Origin of the sequence: Sulfitobacter litoralis (assembly GCF_900103185.1) — a bacterium.
Lineage (GTDB): Bacteria > Pseudomonadota > Alphaproteobacteria > Rhodobacterales > Rhodobacteraceae > Sulfitobacter > Sulfitobacter litoralis.
The window spans coordinates 76,317-93,627 of record NZ_FNJD01000014.1 but is presented as its reverse complement, the minus strand read 5'-3'; the positions used below and the strand labels follow the sequence as shown (position 1 = coordinate 93,627).

The window sequence follows — 17,311 nt, the reverse complement described above, 5'->3', positions numbered from 1 at the left end:
ATGCGAGTTCATGGAGGCGGCTGAGAATGTAGTGCTGATCGGGGGCCCTGGAACGGGAAAATCGCATGTCGCTACCGCCCTCGGCATTCAAGCAATCGAGCATCATCGCAAGCGTGTGCGCTTCTTCTCCACGGTCGAGTTGGTCAATGCGTTGGAGCAGGAAAAGGCCCAAGGCAAGGCAGGAAAGATCGCCGAGGCGCTGGTGAAAGCCGATTTGTTGATCTTGGATGAGCTGGGATATCTGCCGTTCAGCGCTTCGGGTGGCGCGTTGCTGTTCCACCTTCTGAGTAAACTCTACGAGCGCACCAGCGTCGTTATCACAACCAACCTGAGCTTTAGCGAATGGGCCAGCGTGTTCGGTGATGCCAAGATGACCACCGCGCTCCTCGACCGCCTCACACATCGTTGCCACATTCTCGAGACCGGCAATGACAGCTATCGGTTCAAGGCCAGCTCGGCGACAGCCAAACAAAAACGAAAGGAGAAAGCGGCATTGACGCCATCATAAAGCAAAGAACATAACAACTGGGTGGGTCAAGTCTCGGTGAAAATGCCGGGTCAGTTCTCAGTGACAATCAACACAGTATCCGACAGAACGCGCATTCTTTCATGCATTCACAGAAGCGACTGCACGTCCGCAATCTGCCGACTATATGACCCCCCACATGGTTGACAAATTCCTATCCAGCACCTCGATGCCGAAGGGTGATCGGTCGCAGGCTGACATTCGAAAATGGGCGCTTCGGTTTGCTGATCATTTCAAGGATGCGCCTGCGGTCATCTTTGAAGAACGCGGGTCACGTGGCGAAATGAACGCGTGGCGCGCTCTTTGGAAGCACTCTCCAAAACAGCATGATATGTCAGGCGTTCATGCCGTCCGTATGCTCAATTGGGCAGTATCAGAAGGCAAACTTTCCGAACACCACTGCCACAAGCTGCACCGGCTCTATGATGTCGATCGCTCTGAAATTGTCTGGACGCAAGGTGATCGTGAGGCCTTTGATGCGATTGCGCCTGAATGGGCTCGTCGCATTCTCTGTGCAGCATGTGAAACTGGCCTACGCCCTGCGGATCTGATCAAGCTGACGTCAGCCCATGTTGAACTGACCCCGCTTGGCCGTCGCCTACGCGTCAGGACCAACAAGCGTAAGCGGCTGGCCCACATTCCAATTACACCCACAATGGCCAAGGTGATCGACACGACGCCGTCTGGCCAATTGTTGATACTCACGAATGCCAATGGCAACGCCCTGACCCCACACCGCGCGTCTGAGGGTGTCCGTCAGTGGCGCGACAAAGCCAAGCTTTCCGATGACCTGCGCCTCTACGATGCGCGCGGGACAGCTGCAACGCGGCTCTTGAACTCGGATCTATCTCTTGCGGAAATCGCTAACCACATGGGCTGGTCGGTGCGCTACGCGGCAAATGTAATCGAGAACTACGCCCGAGTTTCGCCTGACGAAACCGACGCCGTTTTGATCAAGCTAGCAAAGGCAAAAGGGGGCAATTCATGAACAAAACTGTAAACGCACCTGTAAACGGAGCACCCCTCGCAATGACCAAAGACACACAAGCCATTGAAAATAAATGGAGGCGAGTAGGAGAATCGAACTCCTGTACACGGATTTGCAATCCGCTGCGTAACCACTCCGCCAACTCGCCTCGGCCGCCTTGGCGGCGGCAATCATTCGGGCCGTGAGCCCCAATGCGTTTGGCGCTTATCCCGATTTTTGTGGGAAATGTCTAGCCCAGTTTAGAGCAAAACGGCGGGAAAAATATCTCCCGCCGTCCAAGGGTCAGTTAAACCGAGATGACCGGCTTATCGCCTTCTTCCGGCGCGTCGAGTTGCAGGTGGTGATCCTCAAGGATCAGGATGTTTTCCACCCCGACAACCGCGCTTTTGGTCTTGTAGCCGATGACGTCCTCGATCTCCATTTCGGGGTTCCGCGCCATCAGGATGGTCTCTTCGGAAGAGAAGTTGGTCAGACCGCGTGCAAACTCGTTGCCCTGCTCGTCATAGACGTGCAGCACGTCACCTTTCGAAAACTCGCCTTGGATCGACACGAGGTCATCACGTTGCAAGCCGCGCTCCTTGGCCGTGATCGCACGGACAGCTTCGTCAGAAACAACAAGTGTACCGGCGACCTGCAAACGGTTGCTGAGCCAGATCATCAAAGGCGAAGCCCCCCTCCCCGAGGCCAGACAACGGGTGTGGCGGCGTTCGTTGTTCAGTACCGAGGAAATCGGGCGTTCGATGATGCCGTCGGCGATGATCGTCTCGACCCCGGCGTTTTGGGCCATATTGGCTGCCAGCATCTTGGTTAGCATGCCGCCGCTGCCCAATTCGCTAATGCTCTTGGTGGATTCGAGGTGCTCGGACACGTCCTCGATTTCTTCGATGAACTGCGCGCCGGGTTCCGACGGATCGCGGTCATACAGGCCTTCGACGCTGGTCAGAATGATCAGGTGATCCGCTTCGACCATCTGGGCGACCTTGGCCGAGAGACGGTCATTGTCCCCGACTTTCAGATCGCGCGTGGCGATAGAGTCGTTTTCGTTGATGATGGGAAGGATCTGGTTTTCAAACAGCCGCAGCATGGTGTTCTTGATGTTCAAAAAGCGACGGCGTTCCTCCATATCTTCGACGGTCACCAGCATCTGTGCCACGTCAAAGTTATATTCGTTCGCAACCTGACGATAGGCATTCATCAGCAGCGGCTGGCCACAGGCGGCAGCGGCTTGCTTGTCCAGAATACCGGCTTCCTCAGGGCGTTTGCCGATCATGTTCAGGCCAAGCGCGACCGACCCCGAAGAGGTCAGGATGATCTCGTAGCCCTGGTCCTGAAGGTCCCCCAAATCCGCCATAAGTCCGTTCATGAAAGCATAGCGCAATGTCAGCTTTTCTTCATTGGCCAGTAGGCTGGATCCGATTTTAACGACGATACGTTTCTTCTTGGACACGAGGAGATTTCTCCAGTTTAGTGTTAAGTTTCAATGCGTCATCGCACGCGGCACGAAATGCCGCGATGCAGAAAGACGCTGTGATTCGGTGATGTATAACATGTGGACACCAAGCATTTGCAACCGCCAAGCCTGAACGCGCGGGATTACGCCACGCTCAAGAGGTGGTTTGCAGCCCCTCTAGGGCGCGACGGGTCAGCGCGGGAATTTCACTCGGACGATGGTCTTCGCGCCCCACGTAGACATGCACAAAGAACCCTTCGGCAGAGGCCGTGTCGTCGTCATTCTTGAACAGGCCTAGTTCCATCCGCACAGAGCTTTTGCCAAGTTGCGCCACCCGTAAACCTGCGGTCACACGGTCAGGAAATTTCATTTCCCCAAAATACCGACAGCCGGTTTCAACCACGAGCCCGAACACCGGGCTGGTCTGCGGATCCAACAATCCGCGTTCGATCAACCACCCATTCACGGCCGTATCAAACAGCGCGTAATGGACGACATTATTCATATGCCCATAGGCGTCATTGTCGTTCCAGCGGGTCTGCAACGGATAGAAATCGGCATAATCAGCCCGCGTGGCAGCAGGTACGCGAGCGGCCATTACCAAGCCGCCTCATAGATCGCTTGGGCGTCGGCCTGCGTGACATCGCGCGGATTGTTGACCAGCAAACGCGCCTGCACCATCGCATCTTCGGCCATCTTGGGGATTGCACTTTGTGGAATATTCACGTCGCGCAGACGCTGGGGAAGCCCGAGCCTGGCGGACAGGTCCGAGACCGCATCGATAAAGGCTGCCGTACGGGCCTGACTGCCCTCGACATCTGCCAGTGCAGGGAAGGCATCTGCAGCGATCTCGGCGTAGACACTGCCGGCATTTGGCGCGTTGAACCGAAGTACATGAGGCAGCACCAGCGCGTTGGAAAGCCCGTGCGGGATGTGAAAGGTGCCGCCGATGGGATAGGCCAGCGCATGCACCGCCGCGACAGGAGAATTAGCGAAAGCCTGACCCGCCAACATGGATCCCAACAACATTGCACCGCGGGCGTCGACATTGCTGCCGTCAGCCACCACGGCTTCGATATTGGCCCCAAGCAAGCGCAAAGCTTCGCGGGCGAGCAGCTTGGACACGGGGTTGTTGTTCGCATTGACCGACGCGTAGGATTCGATCGCGTGGACCATCGCATCGACCCCCGTTGCCGCCGTAATCGGCGCAGGCAGTCCAACCGTCAGGGACGCGTCCAGAATGGCCATGTCAGGCAGGATCACAGGAGACGACACGCCGCGCTTTTCCTCTGCGCCGACGGTGATGATCGACACGGGCGTGACCTCGGATCCGGTACCAGCGGTCGTGGGGATCAGCACCAGCGGCAAGCGCGGCCCTTTCGCCTGCCCTACCCCCCACGCCGCATCCAGGTCCTCGTCAGAGCCAAGCAGAAGCGCCACCAGCTTGGCCACGTCTTGCGATGATCCGCCGCCAAAGCCAATGACACCCGTGGCCCCTGCGGACCGCCCTGCCTCGACTGCGCGCATCAGTGTCTCGCGCGAGGGGTCCGCCTCTACCTCATCAAAGATGGTAACCTGATGACCCGCCTTTTCCAGCGCGTCGATACAAGGATCACATAGACCAAGCTGGCGCAAACCGGGGTCCGTGATGAGCAGGCAGGCCTCGCCCAACAGACTGCCTGCCAGCTCTGCGATACGCACAGCGGCGCCGTTTTCGAATACGACGGATTTGGTGGTGTTGAATACAAAAGGGTTCATATGCCCGCGCTTCTCCCATAGCTGCCCGCAGCATTCCTCCGCGCTGCGATTTGAGGGCATTAAAGGGAATAAAGCCGCACGCGCATAGCCACTATTTCGGTTTCTTTTTTCGCTCTGCGAAACTGGGCGGTGATGCAGCGCCGGTCGCTTCGCTCGCAAAAAAATGCCCCCCCAAGTCTGGATTTTGTGAACGCCCTCCCCTTGCAGTCGAGTGGCTAAATCCGGTCTTGATGCTGTTTCGAACGGTACCGGCACACATCGTTACGGCAGGCGGCGCACTTCGTGGGTTTGGCTGCGCAGATATTCCATCACCGCGGGGCGAACCGACTGGTCCCCACGATCCCGCGCGGCATAGATGACCTCGCGAATTTCGTTCAGATCAGACCGCAACAGCATGCTTTTGACCGGCCCAATAGAAGCAGGACGCATGGAAAGAGTGGTGATCCCGATCGCGGCAAAACACAGTGCCTCAACGGGGCGGCCCGCATCCTCGCCACAAAACGACAACGGTGTTCCGGTTTCACGGCAGCGGCCAACGATGTTTTCAAGAAAGGTCAGGAAACTGACGTTCAATGTGTCATAACGGCGGCGCACGAGTTCATTCTCGCGATCGGCTGCGAAAAAGAACTGCTTGAGATCGTTGCCACCGATCGACAGAAATTCAACTTCTTCGAAAAACTTCTTTGGGGCAAAGGCAAGCGACGGGGTCTCCAGCATCGCGCCCACTTCGATCTGCGACGGCAGCACGTGACCCAATCGGGCCTCGCGGGCAAGCGTCTTGTCCATCTCGGCACGGGCAGCGCGGTATTCTTCGAACTGTGCGACAAAGGGGAACATCACCGACAGCGGGCGTCCGTTTGCGGCCCGGATCAACGCTTGCAACTGCATCCGCATCATACCCGGTTTGTCTAGTCCCACGCGGATCGCACGCCACCCCAACGCGGGGTTCGGTTCGTCATTGGGCTTCATATAGGGCAGCACTTTGTCCGACCCGATGTCCAGCGTCCGGAAAACCACCCGCTTGCCAGTCGCGGCATCCAGCACACGGCTGTACAACGCTGACAGCTCGGACCGTTTGGGCATCTGGCTGCGTACAAGAAACTGCAGCTCGGTGCGGAACAACCCCACACCTTCGGCCCCCGACCCCTCTAGCGAGGGCAGGTCAGCCATCAGCCCCGCATTCATATGCAGACCGACCGTGGTGCCGCATTTGGTGATCGCTGCTTTGTCGCGGATCGAGGCATATCGTTCCTGCGCCTCGGCCTGCATCGCGATCTTGTCACGAAATGCAGAGGCGACGGTTTCATCGGGGCGCAGGTGCACCACACCTTGTTCACCGTCGACCATGATCCGATCACCGTTTAGCGCGTCATTGGTCACGCGCGCGGCGTGAACAATCAGCGGAATCGCCAGCGCCCGCGCGACAATCGCGGCATGGCTACCGACCGATCCACCTTCCAACACGATACCGCGCAGAGAGCGGCCATATTCCAGCAGTTCCGCCGGCCCGATATTACGCGCAACCAAAATTGGGTCGGCGGGCATCTCTGCCCCGGTGTTTGAGCCCTGCCCGGTCAGAATACGCAGCAAACGGTTGCTCAGGTCATCCAGATCGGACAGCCGTTCGCGCAGGTAGGCGTCAGCGGCCTGCCCCATACGGGCACGCGCCAAGGATTGTTCTTTTTCGACAGCCGCCTCGGCGGACAGACCGCGGCCGATGTCTTCCTCCATCCGACGCAACCAGCCTTTGGAGTTGGCGAACATCCGGTAGGCTTCAAGCACTTGCTGCTGGTCCTTGTCGCCCCCCGCCATCGCCATCATCTGGTCTACGCTGACGCGCAGATCGTCAACGGCTTCGTTCAGGCGGGCGGTTTCGACCACGGGATCGTCCGCTACCAGCTTTGACACAACGACGCGCGGTTCGTGCAACCAGACGTGGCCTTCGGCGACGCCTTCTTGGGCAACGGTGCCGCGCAGCAGGACCGGCTGACTGTGGCGCGCCGACATCGCGGCTCCTTCACCGACAAAGGCCCCCAGTTCGGTCATCTCGGCCAGCACCATGGCGACCACTTCCAGCGCGTAAACTTCGTCGGCTGAAAATTCCCGGGCAGCTTTGGATTGGACAACCAGAACGCCCAGCATTTCACCCAAGCGCTGCACCGGTATACCCAGAAAGCTTGAATACAGCTCTTCGCCCGTTTCCGGCATAAAGCGGAAACCGGGGGCCTGCGGGGCATTTGGCGTGTTTATAATACGTTTGCGCTTAGCAACGCGACCGACCAGCCCTTCGCCCATCTTCATGCGCGTTTCGTGAACCGCGTCGGCTTTCAGCCCTTCGGTCGCACAAAGCTCCAGCGTGTCTTCGTCGCGAAAAAGGTAGATAGAGCAGACTTCGCAGCCCATCGAAGACGCAATCAGATGCGTGATCTTATCCAGCCGCGCCTGCCCTGCGTCATCACTGGCCATGGCATCGCGCAGACGCCCCAGCAGCTTGCGGCTTTCTGTCTCTATCCCATCAGCCATGCGATCAATTCCCCCCGGCGATGCCAGCTTAGATCACAGGCGCGTCGAAAATGAAACGCCTGTTATCATTGACATCTATCATCTGCTTTTTGGGGCAGGAAGATGCGTTTTCCCCCGAGGCGGGAAAACGCAGCGATCCACATGGGCGATACGCCTGCGATTTAAGCAGCTTTGTCGAGCTCGAACGCGTCATGCAGCGCCTGAACGGCCAGCTCCATGTATTTGCGGTCGATCAGCACAGAGATTTTGATCTCGGAAGTTGTGATGACCTTGATGTTCACGCCCTCGTTCGACAGCACTTGGAACATCTTGGCCGCGACGCCGGTATGGCTGCGCATGCCGATGCCCACGACCGACACTTTGGCCACATCCGTGTCTGCGATCAGATCGTCAAAATTCAGCTCGCCCGATTTTTTCGCGGCATCAATCGCTGCCTCGGCGCGTTTAATCTGATCGACAGGGCAAGACCACGTCATATCGGTGCGCCCCTCTTCCGAGATGTTCTGAACGATCATGTCGACGTTCACGCCACCTTCGCTCAGCGCGGTAAAGATCGCGGCGGCAATGCCGGGGCGATCCGCCACCGAAACCAGCGTCATCTTTGCTTCGTCACGCGAAAACGCGATACCGGATACTACATTGCTTTCCATAATTTCCTCCTCGGCGCAGACCAGCGTTCCAGCCTCGTCTGATTGTTCTTCAAAACTGCTTAATACACGCAGCTTGACCTTGTAACGCATCGCCAGTTCAACCGACCGGGTTTGCAGGACCTTAGCCCCCAGCGACGCCAGTTCCAGCATCTCTTCAAAGGCGATCTTGTCTAGTTTACGCGCCTTGGCACTGACCCGCGGGTCGGTGGTGTAAACCCCGTCCACATCCGTATAGATGTCGCAACGCTCTGCATCAAAGGCAGCGGCAAAAGCGACCGCGGTGGTGTCTGATCCGCCACGCCCCAGCGTGGTGATCCGGCCCTCGGGGGAAACGCCCTGAAAGCCCGCGACAACCGCAACGCGCATGCCCTCGCCGAATTTGGTCATGATATTTGCGGGCGGAATGTCTTCGATCCGCGCAGACGAATGCGCCGAGGTCGTCTTGACCGGCACTTGCCACCCCTGCCAGCTGCGCGCCGGTACGTCCATTTCCTGCAATGTCAACGCCATCAGGCCTGCGGTCACGTTCTCGCCGGACGATACGACAGCGTCATATTCACGCGCATCATACATCGGAGAGGTCTCGTTTACCCAGCCGACCAGCTCGTTCGTCTTTCCGGACATGGCAGAAACGATGACAATCACGTCATAGCCCTTGGCCACTTCGACGCCCACGCGTTTGGCCGCGCGGCGGATACGGTCCAAAGTGGCCACCGACGTGCCACCAAACTTCATCACCAGAACAGGCATATGTCCCCCGTTGCAAAACTCCGGCGCGGTGTACGCGCAAGCGCCGCCCTTAGCAAGCCCGCAGGCCGCTGGGAGTGCACAGGTATACAACACGGGGCCCGCCCCTGTTCAGCCGGTCCTAAGAGGTGGAGCGTTTGGCCCGGAACGGCAGTGGCGTCAGCGGGATACCTTCTTCGATCAGGGCGACAGCTTCGTCCAGACGGGCTTCGCCATAGATCGACCGGTCAGGCGCATCGCCAAGATGCATGGCGCGGGCTTCTTTAACGAAATTGTTGCCGACATATTCCGACGAAGATTCGACTTTTTTGCGCAAGGCTTTCAACGCCTTTTCCAGCTCACTTTGCGGTTTCGAGAGGACGGGCACCGCCGTGTCCGGCTTCGTGTCATCCTTAGGGCTGTTTGTGCGGGCGTCGCCGGTCGAGACACGCGGGGCCATCATGCCTTTGGTAACCTCGGGCGACCCGCATATCGCACATGTCAAATGCCCCGCCTGCGCCAGCGCATCAAAGGCGGCGGCAGATTTGAACCAGCTTTCGAACTGGTGGTCGCGTTCACACTTCAGCGAAAACTTGATCATCGCGCCCGCAGGCATCCTCTCGTCGTTAAGGTATCTAAAATGGGGGTGCGATCCGGCCCCGTCAAGCGGCTTAGCTTCGCCCGCGCGGATCAAAATCGCGGATCATCCGCGCCAGCTCGGGCTCGGACACCAGTTTGGCAGCCTTCTTGCGCGACATCCATTTGCGTCGCCGCTGACCCGCTTCGGGATATTTATCGGCCAATATCTTGACCTCGATCGGGTAGAGCATGGCGAGGACAGGCAACTGCGCAGTGTCGTCCATCGCCTTGAGGTATGCATAGACGCCCAGACAGCCCCCCGTGACGCGCCCCCTGACGCCTGCCTCTTCCCACGCCTCGCGTGCGGCGGCTGCACCGGGGGTCTTGGCATCCATCGGCCAGCCCTTTGGCACGATCCAGCGTTTTGCCCCCCGAGAGGTAATCAGCAGCACCTGCACCTTGCCTTGACGCACGCGATAGCACAGCGCCGCGAACTGGGTTCTTACCTCTCCCTTGCGGGCACCTTGCAGGGATATGGGCAACTGTTTCATGCGAGGAATTCTGTCTCCGAAGATGGTGCATCAAGAAAAGCCTACCCGTGCCAAGTTGACAAGACCCGTCGCCCTTGCACGCCCCAACCGCTTGACTGATACTGCGCGGATGAAACGTTTTTTGCCTCATGTCGTTGCAGTGTTACTGCCCACCCTCGCGATGGCCGAGCAGCCTTCGGTGACCGTCTTTGCCGCTGCCAGCCTGCGCGGCGCGCTGGACGAGGTCGCGCGCGGCTATAACGGTGATGTGGCGCTATCCTTTGGCGGATCGGGCACCATGGCGCGGCAGGTTGATGCGGGGGCCCCTGCCGATGTGGTCCTGCTGGCCGCGCCGGTCTGGATGGACTGGCTGCGCGATCGCGGCGCGGTTGATCCCGACGCCGTGGTTGATCTGCTGGGCAATGCGTTGGTGTTGATCGCCCCCGCCGACAGCGACATCGCACCCGACCCTGCCGATCTGGCAGGTGCCCTTGGCGATGCACGGCTGGCTATGGGGCAGCGCGACGCTGTGCCCGCTGGTATCTATGCGCGTGAATGGTTCGAAAAGACCGGACAATGGGAAGCCATCTCTGCGCATTTGGCAGAAACAGATAACGTGCGCAGCGCCCTTGCTCTTGTTGCACGGGCAGAGACGCCGCTTGGTGTGGTCTACTGCACCGACGCTATGGCAGAGCCGCAGGTTCGCATCGTCTATGACATCCCAAAGGATACACACAGCCCGATCACCTACCCTGCCGCGGCTCTGACGGACAGCGGGGCCGCCTTCATGGCGCATCTGCGCTCGGAGGGGGCACGTGCGGTCTTTGCCCGCTACGGCTTCGAGCCGCGGCCCGAATGACGGTAGACGCCGCCGCATGGGACGCGCTGCGCCTGTCGCTTTGGGTGGCCTGTTGGGCGACACTGCTGGCAATACCGCTTGCGCTTTGGGTGGCGTGGTTGCTGGCGCGACGTGAGTTCTGGGGCAAGGCGCTGCTGAATGCCGCCGTGCACCTGCCGCTGGTTTTGCCGCCTGTGGTGACGGGCTATCTGTTGCTGATGGCGTTCGGGCGGAACGCGCCCTTGGGCCGTGCGCTGGACGCAATCGGGCTTCAACTGGCGTTCCATTGGTCCGGCGCGGTGCTGGCCGCGATCATCATGGGGTTCCCGCTGATGGTCCGTGCCATGCGGCTGGCGATAGAGGCGGTGGACCCCAGGCTCGAGGACGCCGCTGCCACGCTCGGCGCCCCCCGCGCGGCGGTTTTCGTCCGTGTCACCCTGCCCCTGATCTTGCCCGGTGTGCTGGCGGGGACCGTGATGGGCTTTGCCAAAGCCATGGGCGAGTTTGGGGCCACGATCACCTTTGTCGCCAATATCCCCGGCCAGACGCAAACCCTGCCAAGCGCCATCTGGGCCGCGCTGCAAATTCCCGGTGGCGAGGGTCAGGCCGTGGCGATGGTGCTTATGTCATCGGTCATCGCAGTAAGCGCTGTGCTTTTGTCCGAGGTGCTGGCCCGCCGCGTCGCAAAACGGATTGCAGGCGCATGACGCTCTCGCTGTCCCTGTCGCACCGCTTTGACGGCTTTGCGCTGGACCTCGCGCTTGAAGCCGGGCCGGGCATCACTGCGCTGTTTGGCCGGTCGGGGGCCGGAAAATCGACCGTGATCAACGCGGTTGGGGGGCTTTTGCAGCCTGACCGCGGGCGCGTCGTGATCGACGGAGAGGTGCTGATGGACACCGAAGGCGGCATCTATGTGCCCCCGCATAAACGCCGCCTTGGCACCGTATTTCAGGACGCGCGGCTGTTCCCGCATCTAACCGTGGCACAGAACCTGATGTTTGGGGCCCGCTATGCGCCGCGCGGCAGCACCGGCCCCGCCCAAAAGGATGTGGTCGCCCTGTTGGGCCTAGAAACCTTGCTGGCCCGCGCCCCTGCCACCCTGTCGGGCGGCCAGAAACAGCGGGTCGCCTTGGGACGTGCCTTGCTAAGCCACCCGCGCATGCTGCTGATGGATGAACCGCTGGCCAGTCTTGATGGGCCGCGCAAGCAAGAGATTTTGCCCTTTCTTGAACGTCTGCGCGACGGGCCGCTGGGGCTGCCGATCCTGTATGTCAGCCACGCGGTGGACGAGATCGCGCGGCTGGCCGATACGCTGGTGCTGATCCAGAATGGCCAGGTGCAGGCGCAGGGCCCGCTGTTCGATGTCATGTCAGACCCCGCCGCCGTGCCCCTGCTTGGTGTCCGCGAGGCGGGTGCGGTGATCGAGGCGGATGTCCTTGAGCATGGGAATGACGGGATCACGACCCTGCGGATCAGCGCCGGAGAGCTAGAGTTGCCCGGCGTGCACGCCGATGCCGGTGCGCGCGTGCGACTGCGGGTTCTGGCCCAGGATGTGATCCTGTCCCTGACCCGCCCCGAGGGGCTGAGCTCGGTCAATGTGCTGCCCGTCACGGTCGAGGCGGTTCACCCCGGCGACGGTCCGGGCGCAGCCATTGCCCTGCGGGCGGGACGCGACCGGTTGCTTAGCCGCGTGACCGCCCGCGCTGTTGCCGAACTGGGGCTGGTACCGGGCATGACTTGCTATGCGATCCTCAAGGCCACCACAGTCGCGCCGGGCAGCATCGGACGCTAGGCGATCTTGCGCAGCCCGACCTTAGCGCGCAGCCGCTCGACCAGTTCTTCGTGGGGCACATCCGCATCAATCGCCAGCTTGCGCAGCCCGAAATGCACATGGGCCATATCTTCGTAATAGCTGGTATAGGCATAGTTGGTCGCTGCACCGGCCACCGCCCCCAGCACCGGCACCGCCTGCGCGGCCAGCTTCTGCCCCAAGACCAGCGCCAGACGCGGTGCCACTTTGGCAATCACCGCCTGCATGGCCCGCCCACTTAACGCGACCCGTGCCGATAGAAACGCCAGATCGGCCCCGTCATCCTCTGACAACGGCCCCGCGGCGCTGAACACCTGCACGCAATCGAATTGCACGTTTTCCGCATGGGCATCGAACCCGTGTTCGACCGCAACGCCCTGAATGACGCGCAGCAGCAGCGTGGTCGTCACCGGCAGTTCTGCCAGCGCCGTGGGCAAACCACCTGCACCGCCCGCAGCCCCCATTGCCGCGCTCACTGCAATGTTCAACCAACTTTTCTGATCCGGCACCATCGACCGTGTCGTGGTCGCAGCCTTCATCGCCTGGCCCAGCGCCTTGACGGTTGCGCTTTCAAGATTGCGCCGTATCGGCGATGGTAGTTTGTCGATGAGGCCTTCGGCGCTACCGCCGATGACATTCAACACGTTGATCCCCACCCCGCCCGCACTCTTGTAGCGCTTGGCGATCTGGTCCAGCCGTGCCTCTACATCAATGGTGCTGGGTAGGTTGCTTTCGATTTGCATTTTCCGGAGCCTCTGCCTGTTTCGCTAGAATGTGGGCTAATGCCTCGCCACTTTCAATGTGGCCAAGCAGTGACATCCCCTGAAATGCCCTCCCATGCGCCTTCTACCAGCGCACGGCCAAGCACCCGTTCAGGATTTGTCGGCGGCGGCATCACCACCTCGGACAGCAAACTGAACCCGAACCGGTTGTAGTAAGGCGCATCCCCCACAAGCATCACCCGCGACCACCCCAGTGGGGCCGCCTGCGCGAGGCTCCCTTCGATCAGCAACGCGCCGAGCCCTTCGCCCTGACGCGTGGGGTGCACAGCAACCGGCCCCAACAACAGCGCGGGATGGGTGGCAATACAGACTGGCCAATAGCGAATAGCCCCGGCAAGGATACCACCCGCGTCACGTGCCACATGGTTCAGCCCTGCCACCGGCGGCACGCCATCACGCAGGCGATAGGACGACAGCGCCTCGCGCCCGGGCGCAAAGCAGGTGTCGTATAATGCTTCGACTTCCCAGCGATCTGCGGCCGTCTCGGGGGTGATGTGATACAAGGCGTGGCCCTCTGGACGGTTTTCCTGTGGCGCTGCCTTTATCATGGCGCTAGCCATAGGTGCAAACCATGAGGAGATTTTGATGTTCTACCGCCCGCAAGATGGCCACCCGCTGCCCCATAATCCGTTCAACGCGATTGTCACACCGCGCCCCATCGGATGGATTTCAACCCGCGATGCGGACGGGAACGACAATCTGGCCCCCTACTCCTTTTTCAATGGTGTTGCCTATACGCCGCCACAGGTGATGTTTGCGTCAACCGGCACCAAAGCCGATGTGGACGGGACCAAGGACAGCATGGCGAATATCCGTGAAACCGGCGTCTTCTGTGTTAACATTGTTGAATATGCGATGCGCGATGCGATGAACGCTTCTTCGGCCACACTGCCTCATGGAGCCGATGAATTCGGTCATGCGGGGATCGAAAAAGCGGACTGCGACCAGATCAGCTGCGCACGTGTCGCACTGGCGCCTGCCAGTCTGGAATGCCGCATGACCCAGATGGTCAAAATCGAAGGGGAGAACAACTTTGCCGTCTTCGGCGAAGTTGTGGGCGTGCATATGCGCGACGATTGCATCAAGGACGGGCGGTTCGATGTGACGACCTACCAGCCCCTTTCCCGCTTGGGCTATCGCGATTACGCCCGGGTGACCGACGTGTTCGAGATCATCCGCCCCGACGATTGATCCGACCTTTTCAGCACAAAAACAAAAGCCCCCGATGCGGTTTGCATCGGGGGCTTTTTCGTTTCAGTCGGTCGGGCGGATTAGTGGCCGCCAAGGATACCGGTACGAACCTGATAGTTCACGGCGACCTGATACTCGGGATCATCGTCACTATCGATCATCAGATGCCCGGCCTTCTTCAGCAAACGGTGACAATCGCGGCTGAGGTGGCGCAATTGGATACGCTTGCCCGCGCCTTCGTATTTCGCGGCAATCGTCTCGATCGCCTGAAGGGCAGATTGATCCACCACGCGGCTGTCCTCGAAATCGACGATCACCTCACTGGGGTCGCCCTTGACGTTGAACAGCTCCACGAACCCCTCAGAAGACCCAAAGAACAAAGGCCCCTGAATTTGATAGACCTTGGCCCCGTCGGGCGTGGTGTAGGTTTTGGCGTGGATGCGACGCGCATTGTTCCACGCATAGGCCAGCGCCGACACGATCACACCGACGACCACCGCGACCGCAAGGTCCTCATATACGGTGACGACGGTGACCAGCAGGATCACGAAGGCATCGGTCAGCGGTACTTTGCGCAGAATACCAAAGGAGTTCCACGCGAAGGTGCCGATCACGACCATGAACATCACCCCGACCAGTGCTGCCAGCGGGATCTGTTCGATCAGTGGCGCGCCGACCAGAATGAACAGCAGCAGGAACACCGCCGCAGCGATCCCCGCAACCCGTGTGCGCCCGCCTGATTTGACGTTGATCATCGACTGGCCGATCATCGCACAACCGCCCATACCGCCAAAGAAGCCTGTTACGGTATTCGCCACGCCTTGTGCGATACATTCCTGACTGGCACCGCCGCGGGTATTTGTCATATCGCTGACCAGGTTCAGCGTCAGCAGTGATTCAATAAGGCCGATCGCCGCAAGAATAACGGCATAGGGCAGAATGATATAAAGCGTCTCAAGGTTGAACGGAGCCAACGCGGTGCCATACAGGCCAAGCCCGTCGCCAAACGGCATGTGGAACATCGGGAAGCCACCCTCAATAGAGGCCAGATCCCCCACCCGCGGTACGTCCATGCCGGTCGCGATCACCAGAATGGCGATGATGCCGATACCTGCGAGCGGCGCGGGAATAAGCTTGGTCAAACGTGGCATGATCCAGATGATCGCCATGGTCGCGGCAACCAGCGCCAGCATCAGATACAACGGGCTGCCCGACAGCCATTCGCCGCCCGACATGCCGTGCCCTGTATCGACCATCGTGCCCGGCACTTTGAACTGGCCCATCTGGGCTAGGAAAATAACAATTGCCAGACCGTTTACAAAGCCCAGCATCACGGGATGCGGAACAAGCCGCATGAACTTGCCCCATTGCATGACGCCCGCAAAAATCTGGATCAGCCCCATGAGCACCACCGTGGCGAACAGATATTCAACACCGTGCTGCGCAACCAAGGCCACCATCACCACGGCCAAGGCCCCTGTCGCGCCAGAGATCATCCCCGGACGCCCCCCGATCAACGCGGTGATCAGACCGACCAGAAACGCCGCATACAGCCCCACCAACGGGTTCACACCCGCAACAAAGGCAAAGGCCACCGCTTCGGGCACGAGGGCCAGAGCGACGGTCAGACCCGACAAAAGTTCAATGCGCAGACGCGAGGGAGAGAACCCCTCTCCCGGCATCCATCGCAGATCGGTCACATCAAGATTTTTGGTAAAACTACGGAACGTGGTACGCGCCATCGGGCATCCTTCGGGTCAAATCGCATCAATAAGTTGGAAAGGTCGTTGCCGCCTCCTAGCTGAAACGTGAACAAAATGAAAGGCACGGGAGGGTCCGACCCCGGATTTGAGGCTTTCCCTAAGGGCTACGCTTGATACTCTGCCGCCAACTCAATCCAAAGGCACCTTCATGACACAGACTAAAATCGCCGTGATCGGCGGCTCCGGCATCTATGATATCAATGGCTTGGAGGGGGCCGAGTGGCTTACCGTGGAAAGCCCGTGGGGGCCGCCTTCGGATGCAATCCTGACCGGCAGGCTCGACGGGGTAGAAATGGCCTTTCTGCCGCGACACGGTCGCGGGCATGTGCATGCGCCCTCAAGCGTGCCCTACCGCGCCAATATTGACGCGCTCAAACGGCTGGGCTGCACGGATGTGATCAGTGTGTCTGCCTGCGGGTCGTTCCGCGATGAAATGGCACCGGGTGATTTTGTCATCGTAGACCAGTTCATCGACCGGACCATTGCGCGGGAAAAGTCGTTCTTTGGCACCGGCTGCGTGGCCCATGTCAGCGTGGCGCACCCCACCTGCCCGCGTTTGGGCGACGCGTGCGAAACTGCAGCGCGCGACGCTGGCATCAATGTGCACCGTGGCGGCACCTATCTGGCGATGGAAGGCCCGCAGTTCAGCACACTGGCCGAATCCAAGATGTATCGTGAAAGCTGGGGCGCGGATGTGATCGGCATGACCAATATGCCCGAAGCTAAATTGGCCCGCGAGGCAGAGCTTTGCTATGCGTCGATCGCGATGATCACGGATTACGATAGCTGGCATCCAGATCATGGCGAGGTTGACGTGACCAAGATCATCGAGACGCTGACGGGCAACGCTGACAAGGGCCGGCAGTTGGTCTCGCGCCTGCCAAAGTTGCTTGGGGCTGACCGCGCCCCCTGCCCGCATGGCTGCGACCGCGCGCTGGAGTATGCGATCATGACCCAGCCTGAAATGCGCGACGCAGCACTGGTAGCCAAGCTGGATGCCGTCGCCGGTCGGGTGCTTTAGGGCGCGCTGCAAACGCTGTCGCAGCGCCCGTGGCGGGTGCTGTGGCAGGTGAGTTTATTTGGCAAAATGAAGACAGGCGGTGCGGTTCTTGACGTGATGTCCGGCGCGGCCGCGCTGTGGAACATGCTTGCTGACAGAGGGCGGGTCGCTTAACGCTGTGGCGCGGTTGTTGCGCT

At 60.0% G+C, this 17,311-nt stretch carries 17 protein-coding genes and 1 tRNA gene; 7 read left to right on the top strand and 11 right to left on the bottom strand.

Annotation, left to right across the window (positions count from 1 at the left end):
* Positions 1–508 (top strand): IS21-like element helper ATPase IstB (istB, locus tag BLQ98_RS12210; RefSeq protein ID WP_093733598.1); only part of this gene is annotated, 508 nt, incomplete at its 5' end.
* 157 nt (positions 509–665) lie between these two features.
* Positions 666–1,514, top strand: coding sequence for a tyrosine-type recombinase/integrase (locus BLQ98_RS12205; protein ID WP_244148428.1), 849 nt, complete (start codon positions 666–668; stop codon positions 1,512–1,514).
* A gap of 74 nt (positions 1,515–1,588) precedes the next feature.
* On the opposite strand, the gene BLQ98_RS12200 is transcribed toward BLQ98_RS12205, so the two are convergent.
* From BLQ98_RS12200 to BLQ98_RS12165, 8 genes are all read right to left on the bottom strand, one after another.
* Positions 1,589–1,662: transfer RNA gene (locus BLQ98_RS12200), tRNA-Cys, on the bottom strand.
* A gap of 138 nt (positions 1,663–1,800) precedes the next feature.
* On the bottom strand, positions 1,801–2,961 hold the full coding sequence (gene proB, locus BLQ98_RS12195) for a glutamate 5-kinase (protein ID WP_093733592.1): 1,161 nt from the start codon (positions 2,959–2,961) through the stop codon (positions 1,801–1,803).
* A 157-nt stretch (positions 2,962–3,118) separates the two neighbouring features.
* Positions 3,119–3,562, bottom strand: coding sequence for an acyl-CoA thioesterase (locus BLQ98_RS12190; RefSeq protein WP_093733591.1), 444 nt, complete (start codon positions 3,560–3,562; stop codon positions 3,119–3,121).
* On the bottom strand, positions 3,562–4,722 hold the full coding sequence (locus BLQ98_RS12185; RefSeq protein WP_093733590.1) for an iron-containing alcohol dehydrogenase: 1,161 nt from the start codon (positions 4,720–4,722) through the stop codon (positions 3,562–3,564). The genes BLQ98_RS12190 and BLQ98_RS12185 overlap by 1 nt, the downstream gene beginning before the upstream one ends.
* A 261-nt stretch (positions 4,723–4,983) precedes the next feature.
* On the bottom strand, positions 4,984–7,245 hold the full coding sequence (ptsP, locus tag BLQ98_RS12180; RefSeq protein ID WP_093733589.1) for a phosphoenolpyruvate--protein phosphotransferase: 2,262 nt from the start codon (positions 7,243–7,245) through the stop codon (positions 4,984–4,986).
* A 161-nt stretch (positions 7,246–7,406) separates the two neighbouring features.
* Entirely contained in the window at positions 7,407–8,645 is a 1,239-nt protein-coding gene (locus tag BLQ98_RS12175) for an aspartate kinase (protein ID WP_093733588.1), read from the bottom strand.
* 118 nt (positions 8,646–8,763) lie between these two features.
* A complete protein-coding gene (locus tag BLQ98_RS12170) occupies positions 8,764–9,222 on the bottom strand; it encodes a DUF1178 family protein (protein WP_237271355.1) in 459 nt (152 codons plus the stop codon).
* Positions 9,223–9,292: 70 nt separating this feature from the next.
* Positions 9,293–9,751 (bottom strand): NUDIX hydrolase, encoded by a 459-nt coding sequence (locus BLQ98_RS12165; protein ID WP_093733586.1) that lies wholly within the window; start codon positions 9,749–9,751, stop codon positions 9,293–9,295.
* Between the two features lie 109 nt (positions 9,752–9,860).
* Between BLQ98_RS12165 and modA the strand changes: the two genes are divergently transcribed.
* Genes modA through modC form a run of 3 tightly spaced genes read left to right on the top strand, consistent with a single transcriptional unit; the run spans position 9,861 to position 12,360 of the window.
* Positions 9,861–10,589 carry a molybdate ABC transporter substrate-binding protein gene (gene modA / locus BLQ98_RS12160; protein WP_093733596.1) on the top strand — a complete coding sequence of 243 codons (729 nt, stop codon included), beginning with the start codon at positions 9,861–9,863 and terminating at the stop codon, positions 10,587–10,589.
* Positions 10,586–11,275: a molybdate ABC transporter permease subunit gene (gene modB / locus BLQ98_RS12155; RefSeq protein ID WP_093733585.1), complete on the top strand. Its 690-nt coding sequence runs from the start codon at positions 10,586–10,588 to the stop codon at positions 11,273–11,275. The genes modA and modB overlap by 4 nt, the downstream gene beginning before the upstream one ends.
* A complete protein-coding gene (gene modC, locus BLQ98_RS12150) occupies positions 11,272–12,360 on the top strand; it encodes a molybdenum ABC transporter ATP-binding protein (protein WP_093733584.1) in 1,089 nt (362 codons plus the stop codon). Before modB ends, modC begins: the two co-directional genes overlap by 4 nt.
* Here the strand turns inward: modC and BLQ98_RS12145 are convergent.
* Both BLQ98_RS12145 and BLQ98_RS12140 read right to left on the bottom strand, forming a co-directional pair.
* Positions 12,357–13,121 carry an EcsC family protein gene (locus BLQ98_RS12145; RefSeq protein ID WP_093733583.1) on the bottom strand — a complete coding sequence of 255 codons (765 nt, stop codon included), beginning with the start codon at positions 13,119–13,121 and terminating at the stop codon, positions 12,357–12,359. The genes modC and BLQ98_RS12145 overlap by 4 nt on opposite strands.
* A gap of 53 nt (positions 13,122–13,174) precedes the next feature.
* A complete protein-coding gene (locus BLQ98_RS12140) occupies positions 13,175–13,708 on the bottom strand; it encodes a GNAT family N-acetyltransferase (protein WP_093733582.1) in 534 nt (177 codons plus the stop codon).
* Between the two features lie 37 nt (positions 13,709–13,745).
* On the opposite strand from BLQ98_RS12140, the gene BLQ98_RS12135 reads away from it, so the two are divergent.
* A complete protein-coding gene (locus tag BLQ98_RS12135) occupies positions 13,746–14,351 on the top strand; it encodes a flavin reductase family protein (RefSeq protein WP_093733581.1) in 606 nt (201 codons plus the stop codon).
* 80 nt (positions 14,352–14,431) lie between these two features.
* Here BLQ98_RS12135 and BLQ98_RS12130 read toward each other — a convergent pair whose 3' ends face one another.
* On the bottom strand, positions 14,432–16,093 hold the full coding sequence (locus tag BLQ98_RS12130; protein ID WP_093733580.1) for a SulP family inorganic anion transporter: 1,662 nt from the start codon (positions 16,091–16,093) through the stop codon (positions 14,432–14,434).
* Between the two features lie 169 nt (positions 16,094–16,262).
* On the opposite strand from BLQ98_RS12130, the gene BLQ98_RS12125 reads away from it, so the two are divergent.
* Complete coding sequence (locus BLQ98_RS12125; protein WP_093733579.1) at positions 16,263–17,135, top strand: S-methyl-5'-thioadenosine phosphorylase; 873 nt, start codon at positions 16,263–16,265, stop codon at positions 17,133–17,135.
* Positions 17,136–17,311: the final 176 nt, after the last annotated feature.